The organism is Oleiphilus sp. HI0067, from assembly GCF_001635735.1.
On record NZ_LWFI01001133.1, the window covers coordinates 1 to 15,369 of the forward strand.

14 protein-coding genes are annotated in these 15,369 nt (G+C 45.7%); all 14 read left to right on the forward strand.

Going from position 1 to position 15,369, the window contains the following annotated elements:
• Positions 1-577 (forward strand): flagellar biosynthetic protein FliR (fliR, locus tag A3739_RS16440; RefSeq protein WP_068502094.1); only part of this gene is annotated, 577 nt, incomplete at its 5' end.
• Positions 578-1,714, forward strand: a complete 1,137-nt coding sequence (flhB, locus tag A3739_RS16445; protein ID WP_068480040.1) for a flagellar biosynthesis protein FlhB — start codon at positions 578-580, stop codon at positions 1,712-1,714.
• 127 nt (positions 1,715-1,841) lie between these two features.
• Positions 1,842-4,019: a flagellar biosynthesis protein FlhA gene (gene flhA / locus A3739_RS16450; RefSeq protein WP_068480043.1), complete on the forward strand. Its 2,178-nt coding sequence runs from the start codon at positions 1,842-1,844 to the stop codon at positions 4,017-4,019.
• A 47-nt stretch (positions 4,020-4,066) separates the two neighbouring features.
• Positions 4,067-5,410 carry a flagellar biosynthesis protein FlhF gene (flhF, locus tag A3739_RS16455; protein WP_068502096.1) on the forward strand — a complete coding sequence of 448 codons (1,344 nt, stop codon included), beginning with the start codon at positions 4,067-4,069 and terminating at the stop codon, positions 5,408-5,410.
• A 120-nt stretch (positions 5,411-5,530) separates the two neighbouring features.
• The gene (locus A3739_RS16460; protein ID WP_068478671.1) at positions 5,531-6,343 is read left to right on the forward strand and encodes a MinD/ParA family protein; all 813 of its coding nucleotides are present in this window, start codon (positions 5,531-5,533) and stop codon (positions 6,341-6,343) included.
• 71 nt (positions 6,344-6,414) lie between these two features.
• Positions 6,415-7,134 carry an RNA polymerase sigma factor FliA gene (locus A3739_RS16465; protein ID WP_068480049.1) on the forward strand — a complete coding sequence of 240 codons (720 nt, stop codon included), beginning with the start codon at positions 6,415-6,417 and terminating at the stop codon, positions 7,132-7,134.
• 133 nt (positions 7,135-7,267) lie between these two features.
• Positions 7,268-7,654: a chemotaxis response regulator CheY gene (cheY, locus tag A3739_RS16470; RefSeq protein ID WP_068480161.1), complete on the forward strand. Its 387-nt coding sequence runs from the start codon at positions 7,268-7,270 to the stop codon at positions 7,652-7,654.
• 7 nt (positions 7,655-7,661) lie between these two features.
• Positions 7,662-8,456: a protein phosphatase CheZ gene (locus tag A3739_RS16475; RefSeq protein WP_068480164.1), complete on the forward strand. Its 795-nt coding sequence runs from the start codon at positions 7,662-7,664 to the stop codon at positions 8,454-8,456.
• A 23-nt stretch (positions 8,457-8,479) separates the two neighbouring features.
• Positions 8,480-10,855, forward strand: a complete 2,376-nt coding sequence (locus tag A3739_RS16480) for a chemotaxis protein CheA (protein ID WP_068480054.1) — start codon at positions 8,480-8,482, stop codon at positions 10,853-10,855.
• 25 nt (positions 10,856-10,880) lie between these two features.
• A complete protein-coding gene (locus A3739_RS16485; RefSeq protein WP_068480057.1) occupies positions 10,881-12,005 on the forward strand; it encodes a chemotaxis response regulator protein-glutamate methylesterase in 1,125 nt (374 codons plus the stop codon).
• Complete coding sequence (locus A3739_RS16490) at positions 12,005-12,763, forward strand: flagellar motor protein (protein ID WP_068480060.1); 759 nt, start codon at positions 12,005-12,007, stop codon at positions 12,761-12,763. The genes A3739_RS16485 and A3739_RS16490 overlap by 1 nt, the downstream gene beginning before the upstream one ends.
• A 9-nt stretch (positions 12,764-12,772) precedes the next feature.
• On the forward strand, positions 12,773-13,558 hold the full coding sequence (gene motD, locus A3739_RS16495) for a flagellar motor protein MotD (RefSeq protein ID WP_068480062.1): 786 nt from the start codon (positions 12,773-12,775) through the stop codon (positions 13,556-13,558).
• Positions 13,559-13,733: 175 nt separating this feature from the next.
• Positions 13,734-14,516: a ParA family protein gene (locus A3739_RS16500; protein ID WP_068480065.1), complete on the forward strand. Its 783-nt coding sequence runs from the start codon at positions 13,734-13,736 to the stop codon at positions 14,514-14,516.
• A 12-nt stretch (positions 14,517-14,528) separates the two neighbouring features.
• Positions 14,529-14,834, forward strand: a complete 306-nt coding sequence (locus A3739_RS16505) for a hypothetical protein (protein WP_068476200.1) — start codon at positions 14,529-14,531, stop codon at positions 14,832-14,834.
• Positions 14,835-15,369: the final 535 nt, after the last annotated feature.

Here is a 15,369-nt window from a genome sequence, read left to right on the forward strand (position 1 = left end):
GTATGTGACCTTGCAGCAAATTTTTATCGGTACCTTAATGGGCTTAATGTTTGTGTTTTTGATGCAGCTGTTTGTTGCTGCAGGTCAGATGATCGCCATGCAGATGGGCCTAGGTTTTGCGTCGATGATCGATCCGAGTAATGGGGTAAATGTCCCAATCCTATCTCAGATATTTTTAGTTTGCGTGACGCTTATCTTTCTTTCGATGAATGGCCACCTCGTTATGATCGAAGTGGCAGTTCAAAGTTTTCAGGCGTGGCCTATTTCAGACCAAATTATCGGCCCAAATAGCGTGTCGCGAGAGGATCTCTGGGGATTCCTGATGCGCATAAATTGGTTGTTTGCATCTGCGCTAGTGATTGCGTTGCCTGCCATTACGGCGGTGCTGATCATAAATTTGTCGTTCGGCATCATGACGCGTGCCGCGCCGCAGATGAACGTTTTTTCTTTGGGTTTTCCAATCGGTATGTTGTTCGGTTTATTTATTGTCTGGGTGAGCATTTCAGGCTTATTGCCCCAGTTTGATAATTTCAGTACCGACACCTTCTTATTTTTGCGTGATATGCAGGGCTTTTAGATGGCAGAAGAAGGTAACGATAGCAGTCAGGAAAAAACCGAAGAACCCACCCCCAGGCGAATAGAAAAAGCCAAGGAGGAGGGGCAGGTTGCGCGCTCAAAAGAACTGAACACGGCCTTGCTTTTGATTGTAGGTACGGGCGGGCTTCTGATCTTTGGCGCGCAAATTGGCGAAACGATGGTTGAGATCATGAAGCATAGCTTTGTGTTGCCACGCGAAGTTGTTTTTGATTCTCACCAAATGGGCCTTTATTTGCTGGACGCTGCGGGCGAAGCCATGCTCGTCACGATGCCTTTAATGGTAATGCTCTTTATTGCAGCAATTGCCGGCTCTATTGTGCTTGGTGGTTGGCTGATAGCGCCCAAAGCTGTCGCGCCTAAATTTAGCCGTATGAATCCCTTGAAAGGTTTGAAGAGGATGTTTTCGCTCAAATCTCTCGTAGAGCTTGCCAAGGCGATTGCCAAGGTCGGGATTGTCTTATTTTTCGCGGTTGTTTTACTTCAAATTCATACCGAAGAGTTGTTAGGTATTGCCAATCAGGCGACCGTCACGGCCATGGCTCATGCTGCCGATATTTTGGGTTGGAGTTTCTTTTTTCTGTCTTGCACGATGATTATTATTGCAGCTGTTGATGTTCCTTTTCAGATGTACGATCACAATAAGAATCTGAAAATGACCAAACAAGAAGTCAAAGACGAATTCAAAGACACTGAGGGTAAACCTGAAGTTAAGGGCCGTGTTCGTCAGCTCCAGCGTGAAATTTCTCAGCGGCGCATGATGCAAGACGTTCCTCAAGCCGACGTCATTATTACCAACCCCGAACATTACTCAGTCGCCCTGCGTTACAAGCCTGATCAAGACGATGCCCCAATCGTGCTTGCGATGGGGGTGGATGAGGTTGCTATGAAAATCCGAGAAATCGGTAGAGAGCATAATATTGAGTTAGTGGCTGCGCCGCCTCTTGCTCGTTCGATTTATTACAATTCAAAAGTTGGGGAAGAGGTGCCTTCGGGTCTATATGTGGCCGTTGCTCAGGTGCTTGCGTATGTCTTCCAGTTACAACAATTCCGAAGACGTGCAAGACCTCGCCCAAGTATGCCTGACATCCCAATTCCGGATGATCTACAGCACGATTAGCAGCATGTTATAAAAAATATCGATCGGGGTTAAAACTTGGGTCGATTTTTGCAAAACACTGTAGCTAGCGATAGTTGTGACGAAAAATCGTCATTCGTAGTTATCATCACAAGATTGATTAGGTGTTATGCAAACAAGTCTTGGCTTAAATCAGCTTAAATTTATTCAAAGCCACATGGCCATTCCGCTATTGCTGATAGCGGTGCTTGGCATGATGACCTTGCCTGTACCTCCTTTCCTGTTGGACTTGTTATTCACCTTCAATATTGCCTTGTCGTTGGTTGTTCTTCTTGTCTGTGTTTATGCGCTCCGCCCCATGGAGTTTGCGATATTTCCTACGGTTTTGTTGGTTGCGACCTTACTACGTTTGGCATTAAACGTTGCGTCAACGCGTGTTGTTCTCCTAGAAGGCCATGAGGGCGGGGACGCAGCCGGTAAAGTAATTCAAGCCTTTGGTGAAGTGGTTATTGGCGGCAACTACGCCGTTGGTCTAGTTGTATTCGCAATCTTAATGATCATCAACTTTGTGGTCGTGACCAAGGGTGCTGGGCGTGTATCTGAAGTAAGTGCTCGATTTACACTCGATGCGATGCCAGGCAAACAAATGGCAATTGATGCAGACCTTAACGCAGGAATTATCAATCAAGAAGAGGCGAAGTCGCGTCGGGAAGAAGTTGCCACGGAAGCAGATTTTTATGGGGCGATGGATGGTGCATCAAAGTTCGTACGTGGTGATGCCATTGCGGGTTTGTTGATCTTAGCCATTAATATTATTGGCGGTTTGAGTATCGGCATTTTGCAGCACCAACTAGAGTTCAATGATGCGATGCAAAAGTACTCGCTTCTTACGATTGGTGATGGCTTGGTCGCACAGATTCCATCGTTACTTCTTTCTACCGCTGCGGCAATTATGGTGACGCGTGTTAGTACGACACAAGACATGTCATCACAAGTGCTTGATCAAATGTTTTTGTCGCCTAAGGCTTTGTATATCGCCTCTGGTATTCTAATCGTGATGGGCATCGTACCTGGCATGCCGCATTTTGCGTTTTTGTCGCTTGGTATTCTTGTCGGCGCGGGGGCTTGGTATCGTGATCGCCAGAATAAAAAGCCGCAGGTAGAACCTTATGATGGGCCGGTCCCTCAACGTGGCTCGCAAGCCAATGTTGGTAGTGCGCAGGTGCAACCTGACTCTTCAACTCTAGAGCTTCCAGCGGGGCAAGAAGGTCAACAAGAATCGTCCCAGAAAGAGTTGGGTTGGGATGATGTGATGACCGTAGATATTATTGGTCTAGAGGTAGGTTATCGATTAATACCCTTGGTTGATAAAGGTCAGGGCGGTCAGCTCTTGGGTCGTATAAAAGGTGTGCGCAAGAAGCTCTCACAGGAGCTTGGATTCTTGATGCCATCAGTGCACATCCGCGACAATCTTGACCTCATGCCTAATGTCTATCGTCTCACCTTGATGGGGGTGACCTTGGCCGAAGCAGAGATTCATCCCGATCGAGAGCTGGCGATTAATCCTGGGCAAGTATTTGGTAGTATTGATGGAATTGCGGGTGTCGATCCTGCTTTTGGCATGGAAGCCGTTTGGATCGATCCAGAGAACAAAGATCAAGCTCAAGCCTTGGGTTATACCGTTGTGGACGCAAGCACTGTTGTCGCAACGCATCTTAACCAACTTCTTCAAAAACATGCTTATGAGCTATTGGGTCACGAAGAGGTTCAGCAATGGATTGATCAGTTGACGAAGCAGGCGCCAAAACTTGCTGAAGAATTAGTGCCAACCACTTTAAGTGTCTCCTTTCTATTAAAAGTACTTCAGAATCTATTGCAAGAAGATGTGCCAATCAAAGACATGCGTTCTATTGCTGAGGCTTTGATTAGTCGCGCACCTAAAGGCGCAGAGCCAGAAGTGTTGACCGAAGCTTGTCGGCAAGGTTTGAAGCGGATGATCGTACAAACCCTGATTGAAGGTGAGGCGGAAATTCCTGTTATTACACTCGAGCCTGAATTGGAACAGCTATTGCTTAAGTCTGTACAGCAAGCACAGAAAACCGGCGGTGCCGATGATCTCGGAATGGTCTTGGAGCCCGGTATTGTGGAGAACTTGCAGCGTTCACTAGCAGATGTAACGCAGCGACAAGAAATGCTTGGAAACCCCGTAATACTGTTAGTTTCCGCGCCAGTCCGCCCAGCGATGGCTAAGTTCTCACGCTTTGTAAATGACGGTATTCGGGTGCTCTCATATCAAGAGATTCCGGATAACAAGCAAATAAATATAGTGTCGACGGTCGGTCAATAATTTGACTACAGGAAGTTGTCGTCAAAAAAGCCTTTAGGTGAAGAGTTATGAAAGTTAAGCGTTATTTCTCCCATTCAATGCAAGATGCTTTGCGTCAGATACGCGAAGATTTAGGCCCTGATGCGGTGATTCTTTCAAACTCAAAAACAAATGGTGGTGTCGAGATATTGGCAACTGCCGAATATGAAGATCAGCCAGAGCAGGGTGTTGCTCAGGTATCTAATAATGAAACTAAAGTGAGCGCGTCCGAGCTCGCAAAACAACGCGCTGAGCGCAGTCTCGAATTGCAGGCGGAAATGGATAGAAGTCGTCGCCGCATCGAGAGCGTGAAGCAAGAACAGAACGTCATTAAAACAGAGCAGTTTGGTCAAACGAATAAGATTCAGGCGACTCCTGCAGTCAATCATGATGAGCGTTCGAGCAAGCAAGATGATGCGATTTACGTGATGCAGGAAGAGCTTCGTGAACTACGCGAAATGATTTCTGCTCAGGCGAAACAGTCGACTTCGCAACAATCTATTGAACCAATGCCTCAAGCTGTTGTGACGCCAAGCCAATCGATCGTAGATGAGCGCTTAGAGCGTCTAGCGATTCAGCAGCCTATTCGAAAGCAATTGCTAGATAGCGTTGCAAGTGAAGGCGATTCTGATACTGCTTGGGCAAAGGTGCGTAAACAAATTCATGGTGCGATTCAGACAGAATATAGCGAAATCATCGACATGGGTGGCGTGATTTCACTTGTTGGCCCGACCGGAAGTGGCAAAACAATGACGATTGGTAAGTTGGCTGCGCGTTATGTTATGCGTCATGGGGCAGATGGTATTGCTTTGGTGACAACAGATCGTTACCGAATCGCCGCACACGAGCAGCTAAAAGTGTTTGGAAGAATTCTGAATGTTCCAGTGCATGTTGTTGACGAGGATAATTGCTTAGATGCGATTCTAGACAAGTGCTCTGATCGCAAGCTTGTATTGGTGGATACGGCTGGTTTGATGCAGTCTGATCGTTCGTGGAATGAGCAGCTTAAAGAATTGAAAATGTCTGCGCATCGCATTCAAAACTACTTAGTGATGCCGGCAACGGGTCAGTATGCTGTGATGAAGGCTAACTATAAGCATTACAAGATGGTCGGGCTAGCGGGAACAATTATTACCAAACTTGACGAAGCTGTAAGCTTTGGGGAAGCATTAAGTTACCTTATAGCGAGTAAACTTTCCTGCGCGTATGTAACAGATGGCCAGAGAGTGCCAGAAGATATTCATTTGGCGGAGCGTCAAAGTCTGCTCAATAAAGCGGAGGAATTATTGAATAGTTCCGAGCGATGGGTGACAATTCCGAGCCACGCGAATGCGCAGCAGCATGTAGACGAATCAGTTAGCAATTTTGCTTAATATCACTGGCGTCAACTAGACAAATTTCACCAATCACCTATTTTGGTTGTTGGTAGTCGCTTTTAAGGTTTGTCTTGTCTCGAAGCGAAGAAGAAGTAAAACAAAAGGATATTCATCAGCATGGCGAATTCTAGCCCTGTTCAAGTTATAGCGGTCACTGGCGGTAAGGGTGGGGTCGGTAAAAGTAATGTATCGATCAACCTTTCTTTAGCCTTAGCGGATCTAGGTCGCAGAGTGACATTGCTCGATGCGGATTTAGGTTTGGCAAATATCGACGTGCTCTTGGGAATTACCGCAAAGGGAAATATCTCAGACGTTATATCAGGTGATTTAAGTCTGCGCGATATTCTTGTAGAAGGCCCCAAAGGAATAAAGATCGTGCCGGCTGCATCCGGAACGCAAAAGATGGTTGCGCTTAACCATCTAGAGCACGCCGGTTTAATCAACGCCTTCAGTGAATTATCACAAGATCTTGACGTTCTGATTGTGGATACCGCAGCGGGTATATCAGATGGTGTTGTATCGTTTGTTCGTGCAGCCCAAGAAGTGTTACTGGTTGTGACCGATGAGCCAACGTCTATTACCGATGCCTATGCATTAATAAAGCTGCTTAATCGCGACTACGACATGTACCGTTTTCGTGTCCTTGCAAATATGGTTCGCAGCCCAGAAGAGGGGCGCCATCTCTTTTCAAAGCTTACCTCTGTGACGGAACGTTTTCTTGATGTTGCACTCCAATATGTAGGTTCTGTTCCTTACGATGAAAACGTACGCAAAGCTGTCCAGCGTCAGCGCCCTGTATTAGAAGCTTACCCCCGCGCTAAAGCATCTATAGCATTCAAGCAGCTCGCTCAAAAGGCTGATTCGTGGCCATTACCAAGCACTCCAAGAGGACATTTGGAGTTTTTTGTTGAGCGCTTAGTACAAGCCTAGGATTGGCTGTAGCCTCGTAATGATTTATTCCCCATGCAGTACTTTTACGGCAGGGCCATACTGTTTTGTTGATGTATAGCGAAAAAGAAACACAGTACGCAGATGAGTTGATCGTGAAGCATGCGCCCTTAGTAAAGCGTATTGCACATCATCTAATGGCTCGCCTTCCATCAAGTGTTCAAGTCGATGATTTGATTCAGGCCGGCATGATTGGCCTGCTAGAGGCTGCGCAAAAATACGAAAGTGATCGTGGTGCGTCGTTTGAGACTTATGCCGGAATCCGAATTCGCGGCGCGATGATGGATGAAGTCCGTAAGGGCGATTGGGTGCCTCGTTCCGTACATCGCAACGCGCGCCGCATCGCGGAAGCAGTAAAAGCGATTGAGGCTAGAACTGGGCAAGATGCGAGTGACGAGCAAATTGCCGCAGAGCTTGAAATGTCTCTCGATGAATATTTTGCGTGCCTGAAAGATAGTAATGCCGGTAAGCTTTTTTCACTCGAGGAACTGGCTGAAAACTCTGAAGGCCAAGGCTTTGAAGTCGAGAGTGGCTCGACTGCTGATCGACCGAGTGATTTCTTTAGTGAGCAGCAGTTTAAAAAAGCCCTGGCATCTGAGATAGAGCGTTTGCCGGAACGCGAAAATTTAGTGCTTTCTCTTTACTATGAAGAAGAGATGAATCTAAAAGAAATAGGCTTAATTCTTGATGTGAGTGAGTCTCGTGTTAGTCAAATTCACTCACAGGCAGCTATCCGTTTAAAGTCAAGAATGTATGAGTGGATTGATTCGTAATTTACGACTATCCATAACTAATCAAAGTTCTTGATTTTCCAATAAAAAAAACTGGCTAGACTCATTTCTCTGTCTAGACTTCATATTAGGGTTTGAAACGCTATCAAAGGTTTCGACAGGAATGGAGGTCGACTTGAATAAAGATATGAAAATCCTTGTTGTTGATGATTTTTCGACAATGAGGCGCATTATTAAAAACCTACTTCGCGATTTAGGGTTCACAAATACCGATGAGGCTGATGACGGCAATACTGCATTGCCGATGCTGAAAACCGGTAAGTATGACTTCCTCGTGACGGATTGGAACATGCCAGGAATGACTGGTATTGACTTGCTTAAGACCGTTCGTGCAGATGATGACTTAAAGTCTTTACCTGTGTTGATGGTTACTGCTGAAGCAAAACGAGATCAGATCGTTGCAGCGGCACAAGCAGGTGTAAATGGGTATGTGGTTAAGCCATTTACAGCAGCCGTCTTGAAAGAAAAAATCGAGAAAATCTTCGAACGAATTGATGCCTAGTACTGTTATGAACGAACTAACTCCGTCTCAAGCAGCGCAAAGCATTGAAGGTGTAGAAGGCTTTGAACAACTGCTTAAAGAACAAACAAGTCAGCTAAAAGATCTCGTTGATCAGGGCGACTTGTCTTCCGCGCTTAGTCTCATCTCTGAGATTAATCAAACTCGTGATAAAACACTTTATGTCGAAGTAGGTCGATTGACTCGCAGTCTCTATGAATCGATTCGCGACTTTCAGATTGATTGCGGTGATGTACAAAGCCGAGAAGCTTTATCGAAAATTGATGATGCATCTGACCGACTAGCCTACGTCGTTGATATGACGAATAGCGCTGCCAACAAAACCTTAGACCTTGTTGAAGAAACAATGCCTTATGCATCGCATATGAAAGATGAGGCTGATCAACTTAAGCAAGAATGGCAAAAGTTGCGCCGTAAGGAAATGAGCCCTAGTGAATTTAGAGACCTAACGGGGCGCATGGATACCTTCTTGACTCAACTTGGTAATGACTCAGATAAGGTATATCAAAATTTATCATCTATATTGCTTGCACAGGATTTTCAGGACTTAACGGGTCAAGTTATCAATCGTGTAACAAATTTAGTTAAAGATGTTGAAGAAAATCTCGTTAACCTTGTAAGGATGGCCGGAAAGGTCGACCAAATTACAGGTACTGTGCACGACCTTGAGTCCATCGAAACCAATATGGATGGCGAAGGTCCACAGATGAAAAAAGAAGAACGCGAAGATGTTGTAAATGGTCAAGACGATGTGGATGACCTTTTATCAAGCTTAGGGTTTTAGGAAGAGTACAAAGGGGTTAGTGAATGAGCTTTGAGCCAGATGAAGAGATCTTGCAGGACTTTCTTGTTGAGTCTGGTGAGATTCTTGAGCAGTTATCTGAACAGCTCGTTGAACTAGAACAAAACCCTGAAGACCTAGATCTTCTCAATGCAATATTCCGTGGCTTTCATACCGTTAAAGGTGGGGCAGGGTTTCTTCAGTTAGAGGCCTTGGTCGATTGCTGTCATATTGCTGAAAATGTGTTTGATGTCTTGCGTAACGGTAAGAGAACCGTAGACGCCGAATTGATGGATGTGGTGCTTCGTGCACTTGATTCCGTTAATGTCATGTTTGATGAGGTTCGTTCTGGCGAACAACCGAGTCCTGCAGAACCTTCGCTATTAAAAGATTTAGAGCGCTTTGCATGTGAACAAGGCGCGGAGCCGGTGGCAGAGGAAGTACCTGAAGCTGCTCCGAATGAGCCAGCTCCACAAACTCCTTCAACAGATCAGCAAACAGCTGAAGAAGGAGCAAAAATCGTTGACCAGATCGCTTCAGCTGAGGGCGACATTACAGACGATGAATTTGAGATGTTGTTGGATGCGCTTGATGGCCCAACTTCAGCTCCAGCTCAAGAGACACCCGCCTCAACAAATGATGCTGCTCCATCACAAGATGCGTCTCCAGCAGGTGAGTCTGATATTTCTGATGAAGAATTTGAAAGCCTCATAGGTGAGCTGCAAGAGCATAAAGTCGCGGATGCGCCAAGTAAGTCTCCGATTCCTTCAGAGCCAAAAGCAAATACGGCATCAGATGCTAGTGCTTCTGATGAAATCACCGATGACGAATTCGAAAAACTTCTTGATGAGCTTCATGGCGAAGGGAAGTTTGATCCTGCGAGCTCAGCAGCTTCTGATACTCCCGCAGCGAGTGCTGAACCTGAAAAACCTGAGACCAAAGAATTTGAGGCTTCTATATCATCAAATTCGGACATGATTACTGATGACGAGTTTGAAAAATTACTTGATGATTTGCATGGCCAAGGTAAAGGGCCTGCAAGTGAAGCGCCTCAAGCGAATAAGTCTCAGACAACGCCGCCTCCGAGTCCGTCTTCTGTTTCAACACCGGAAGATAAGGAAGTTAGACAGTCAGCCTCTACTGCTAAGACAAGCCGTATTGCGAAACCCAAAGTAGCAAGCAGTCCTTCTGCCAGTAAGCCTGCGGCAAAACCCAAGGCTAATGCGCGGGCAGATGGCTTGACGACCGAGACGACCGTTCGTGTTGATACGAAGAGACTCGACGAAATTATGAATATGGTTGGCGAGCTGGTATTGGTCCGTAATCGTTTAAAACGTTTAGGGGATGACAGTACTGACGAAGCCTTGCAGAAGGCGGTGTCGAATCTTGACGTTGTAACGGGGGACTTACAGTCTGCCGTTATGAAAACGCGAATGCAGCCAATTAAGAAGGTTTTTGGACGTTTTCCTCGTGTTGTACGTGACCTAGCGAGAAACCTAAGAAAAGAAGTAAACCTTGTTTTACAAGGTGAAGAAACTGATTTAGATAAGAACTTAGTTGAGGCTCTCTCAGATCCTCTCGTTCACTTGGTTCGAAATGCGGTTGATCATGGCATCGAAATGCCTGATGTGCGTGAAGCAAACGGTAAGCCTCCTGTTGGTGAAGTGTTGTTGTCGGCCGAACAAGAAGGTGACCATATTCTGCTATCCATCCGTGATGACGGCGCAGGTATGGATCCCGAAGTATTACGAAGAAAGGCCGTTGAAAAGGGTGTCTATGATCAGGACGCCGCAGATCGCTTGAGTGACAACGAGTGTTACAACCTGATTTTTGCACCTGGTTTCTCAACGAAAGAAGAGATCTCTGATGTGTCAGGCCGCGGTGTCGGTATGGATGTCGTGAAGACAAAGATCACGCAGCTCAACGGCAGCGTCAATATTGATTCAGAGCTTGGTAAAGGTAGCTGTTTAACGATCAAAGTGCCGTTGACCCTAGCTATCATGCCGACATTGATGGTGAAGCTAGAGCAACAGTCTTTCGCATTCCCTCTCGTAAGCGTTGTCGAAATTTTCCACTTAGATTTAACGAAGACAAATGTTGTCGATGGTCAAGAATGTATTGTTGTCCGTGACAATGTTTACCCACTGTTTTATATCAAGCGATGGCTCGTTAAAAATGGTGGTGCCACAGATCCAGAATTCGCACACGTTGTGATTGTTGCAGTGGGTACTCAAAAGGTTGGGTTTATCGTTGATCAATTAGTTGGGCAGGAAGAGGTCGTAATTAAACCGCTAGGTGGCATGTTGCATGGCACGCCAGGTATGGCGGGCGCAACCATAACAGGTGATGGCCGTATTGCCCTCATTCTAGATATTCCAAGTTTATTAACGCGTTACGCGTAATGTTGTTTTGCAGGGTTTGTAAGGGATGACAGTAAAAGTTCTGATAGTTGATGATTCAGCTTTTTTTAGAAAACGATTGAACGAGATTCTGCGAAATGTAAACGGCATTGAAATCGTTGGTATGGCAACAAACGGTAAAGAAGCCGTCGAGAAAAATGTCGAATTAAAACCAGATGTAATTACGATGGATTATGAAATGCCTATTATGGATGGCATCTCAGCAGTTCGTCAGATTATGTCCGAACAACCGACCTCGATTCTAATGTTTTCATCGCTGACGCACGAAGGGGCGAGAGTAACCCTTGATGCATTAGACGCAGGGGCAGTAGATTTTCTTCCTAAGAACTTTGAAGATATCGCGCGTGATGCCACGAAGATGCAAGATATTCTTCGTAAACGCGTTCTTTCAATCGCCGGCCGTCACCGATTCAAAGCGAGTAGTTTTCGTTCTGCAAATACGTCAGGCACTACTGAGACTAAAGGGAGCGAAGCGGCAACGCGTCGTCCTTTAACGAGTGAGCCAACTTCGCCTACAACATCCATTAACTCTAACGCTGCGGGCTCTTCTAGGAGAGGCCATAGTGTTGATGTTGTGGCTATCGGTACATCTACCGGTGGTCCGGTCGCTTTGCAAAAAGTGGTCACTAAATTACCTCAAAATTTTCCGGTACCTATTTTGCTTGTTCAGCATATGCCGGCAACATTTACCCCTGCTTTTGCTGAGCGCTTGGATGGATTAAGCCAAGTGAAAGTAAAGCAAGCTGTGGATGGCGATACTCTAGAAGCGGGTACAGCTTATTTGGCGCCAGGGGGCAAGCAAATGATTGTTGGTCAAAGAGCAGGTCGTAAGGTTATATCTGTGCTTGATGGCGATGAGAGGCTGACGTACAAACCATCAGTTGATTTGAGCTTTGGTTCAGTGGCGAAGACATTTCCTGGTAAAGCTTTAGGGATTGTTCTGACAGGCATGGGTTCAGACGGTAAAGAAGGGTGTCGACTAATGAAGTCTGGCGGCTCGACTGTATGGACTCAAACAGAAGACTCTTGCGTTGTATACGGAATGCCGATGGTGGTTGATAAAGCTGGTTACAGTGATCGGTCGCTTGATATTAACGAAATCGGTGAGCAAATAATAAATAGGTTAAGCTAATGGATTACCTGAGTGTCGTAGGGCTATTACTAGCTTTTGTTGCGATCTTTGGCGGTAACGCAATTGAAGGCGGCACGTTCGACTCTCTGATTAATGGTCCAGCGGCTTTAATCGTTATCGGTGGCACGCTTGCCGCTATTCTCGTCCAAACTCCTACACATACCTTGAAGCGCAGCGCTTCGGCTTTACAGTGGGTGTTTTTTCCTCCTCATGTATCAATTGACGACGGTATTAATAAATTGCTGTCGTGGAGTGTTCGTGCGCGCAAAGATGGTTTGCTGGGTTTGGAGTCGGTTCTCCCAAAAGAACGCGAGTCTTTCTGCAAAAAAGGTCTTCAGCTCCTTGTTGATGGCGCTGAGCCTGAGTCGATTCAAAGCGTGCTAGAAGTCGATATGCTTGCGCGTGAGCAGCGGGACTTAGACTTGGCTAAAGTCTATGACTCGATGGCTGGATACTCGCCGACCATCGGTATCATTGGTGCTGTGCTTGGTCTGATTCACGTGATGAGTAATCTTGCCGATCCAAGCCAATTGGGCGCCGGCATCGCGACTGCCTTCGTCGCAACAATATACGGAGTGGGTTTAGCTAACTTAGTATTTCTTCCGATTGCGAACAAAATACGTCATAAGGTAGAGCATCAAACTCGCTATTACGAAATGGTGATTGATGGATTGGTATCGATCGCTGAAGGTGAAAATCCTCGTTCTTTGGAACTGAAGCTTAAGGGGTATTTACACCTCGAACATGCCAAGGTCTAGGGGACGACTATGCGTCGACAACGTCGTACTACCGCAGATGAAAATCATGATCGTTGGTTAGTATCCTACGCAGATTTTATAACGCTTTTGTTCGCATTCTTCGTTGTGATGTATTCGATCTCCTCGGTTAATGAGGGGAAGTATAAGGTCCTATCAGAAACGCTAGAGGGCGTCTTCAACACCCGTCAGAAAAGTCTAGAACCAATTCAAATTGGTGAGATTAGCCATAAGTCAGAAAGTTTTAGCAAAAGCGAAGGTCTGAACCCTCTACTGGTAGGTCGTCATGAACGTTACGAATCGAACAAAGACAATATTGATGATGAACAACTAGAGTCGATAGCGGGCGAATTTGAAGATAGCTTTGCTGACTTAATATACGAAGACAAGATTTCGGTTACTTTGCTTGATGAGTGGGTAGAGATAACGCTACGCGATAACGTCGTTTTTGAAAGTGGCGATGTGATCCCTTCAGAGCAAGCTTTTGGTGTTATCAAAAAGATTGCGGGTGTATTGCGTGATCGCGGAAACGGCATTCTGATCGAGGGGCATACTGATAACCGGCGCGTCTCAAATAGTGAATTTCAGAATAATTGGGAGCTCTCTGCATTAAGGGCGACGACTTTTTTACAGCTTCTAGCGATCGAAAATATTGAAGAATCGCGCATGGTGGCTATGGGGTTTGGTCAGTATTCACCTATTGTTCGTAATGACACTCCTGAAGGTCGGAGTGATAACCGACGAATTGTTCTATTAGTCTCCCGTTCGGGCGACGTCCGCAGTACGCTTATTCGCTAACTTATCTCGTTTCATTTTCGTCAAGCGTGTTTGGCATGAGATGTGCAATATTGCGTTGTGTGTCAGATTGTTGACGTAGATATTTGCCGCTGGGTTTTAGCAATGGATGCGTGGTGTTAATATCTAATTCATTGATTTTGCAGTACAAAAAATATAATTCAGGAGTCGGAAGAACGTGCGTATTTGGGCAATAGCAAACCAAAAAGGTGGGGTTGGTAAAACCACTACGGTTGTATCCCTCGGGGGGCTCCTTGCATCGCAAGGTAAACGCGTTCTTGTAATGGATCTAGATCCGCATGGATCATTGACCAGCTATTTTGGTCATGATCCAGACACCATAGAGCAGAGTACTTTTGACCTGTTTATGCACAAGGGTAGAGTGCCAGATGGTTTGCCTGAACAACTCATTACGGCAACGTCTTGCCCAGGTCTAGATCTAATGCCTGCATCCACAGCATTAGCGACGCTTGAAAGACGTATGGTGGGTGTCGATGGAATGGGCCTGATCATATCAAAGACGCTAGCGCTGTTATGGGATCAGTATGATTTTGTATTGTTAGATAATTCTCCGTCACTCGGCGTGCTTATGATCAACTCTTTAGCAGCCAGCCAGCAGTTAATTGTCCCGGTGCAGACAGAGTTTTTGGCTATCAAAGGGCTTGAGCGAATGATGCATACTTTATCGATGGTCATACGCTCGCAAAAAAGTAATCTGCAACATCTTATTTTGCCGACTATGTTTGATAGACGGACACAGGCCTCATTACAAAGTCTTCGAACAATTAAACAGACATGGGGTGATAACGTTTGGAAATTTGCGATCCCGGTCGATACGAAGTTCAGAGATGCGAGTACCAAGGGTGTGGTGCCCTCAGATTTAGACGCCGTGACACACGGTGTGCGCGCATACAAAAAACTACTTGAAACTTTGTTAGAGAAAACACCCAACGGAATATAAAAGGAAAGGGTGATGACACAGCAAGTATATGATGTGCAGTACCCCTCTTATAACGATCAAATTATTGAAGATTACTTAGATGTTCTATTTACCGCGCCTAAGCCTCTTCAGTTATTTCGAAATCGATTTGAATTGCAATCGACCATTGATGTCGATGCTGTATTGAACGGTAAGAAAGATACATCTGAGTATGAAGCAATGCTGATTTTTCTAACAACGATGATGATTTCGTTTCGTCTTGAACGCAACACTAAGCTTCAATTGAACGTGCTTTCCGTAGCAAAACTGATGCTGCCGCGCATTAAGTACTGTCGTTAATCCACCGAGAATAGGTCGAGCTGTACTGTGTCTCACAACAACGATAAACCTGCTGCTCATAGTAAGAATGATGATCTATTGCAGGACTACTTTAGTGAGATGTTTAGCTCCTCTGGCGACGACACAACGCCAGTTAAATCAATCCAGAAAGCATATTCGAACTCAAGCCAAGCTCCGAGATCCGCAGATCTAAATCCTCAATTAAAAACCAGTAAGCGATCGACCGTACCTAAAGCAACACAATTGTTTGTGGAGCCTGAGGTTAATACGATTACTAGTGGTGTGATTGGCGGCCTTATGCCTAAGCTAAAGGCGCTAGAACAAGAAGATAGTGATTCTAGCGAACAAAAAACAGAGCCTGTCGTTGAGGTATTAAGTGATACGGCAACTTATAATGATTTGCCAGAGCCAGAGCCAGAGCCAGAGCCAGAGCCAGAGCCAGAGCCAGAGCCAGAGCNNGAGCCAGAGCTAGAACCAGAGCCAGAGCAAGAGCCAGAGCCAGAGCCAGAGCCAGAGCCAGAGCCAGAGCCAGAGC

Coding starts and splice junctions, on each gene's coding strand:
- flhB (WP_068480040.1), top strand. CDS start 578: ATGGCAGAAGAAGGTAACGATAGCAGTCAGGAAAAAACCGAAGAACCC.
- flhA (WP_068480043.1), top strand. CDS start 1,842: ATGCAAACAAGTCTTGGCTTAAATCAGCTTAAATTTATTCAAAGCCAC.
- flhF (WP_068502096.1), top strand. CDS start 4,067: ATGAAAGTTAAGCGTTATTTCTCCCATTCAATGCAAGATGCTTTGCGT.
- A3739_RS16460 (WP_068478671.1), top strand. CDS start 5,531: ATGGCGAATTCTAGCCCTGTTCAAGTTATAGCGGTCACTGGCGGTAAG.
- A3739_RS16465 (WP_068480049.1), top strand. CDS start 6,415: ATGTATAGCGAAAAAGAAACACAGTACGCAGATGAGTTGATCGTGAAG.
- A3739_RS16475 (WP_068480164.1), top strand. CDS start 7,662: ATGAACGAACTAACTCCGTCTCAAGCAGCGCAAAGCATTGAAGGTGTA.
- A3739_RS16480 (WP_068480054.1), top strand. CDS start 8,480: ATGAGCTTTGAGCCAGATGAAGAGATCTTGCAGGACTTTCTTGTTGAG.
- A3739_RS16485 (WP_068480057.1), top strand. CDS start 10,881: ATGACAGTAAAAGTTCTGATAGTTGATGATTCAGCTTTTTTTAGAAAA.
- A3739_RS16490 (WP_068480060.1), top strand. CDS start 12,005: ATGGATTACCTGAGTGTCGTAGGGCTATTACTAGCTTTTGTTGCGATC.
- motD (WP_068480062.1), top strand. CDS start 12,773: ATGCGTCGACAACGTCGTACTACCGCAGATGAAAATCATGATCGTTGG.
- A3739_RS16505 (WP_068476200.1), top strand. CDS start 14,529: ATGACACAGCAAGTATATGATGTGCAGTACCCCTCTTATAACGATCAA.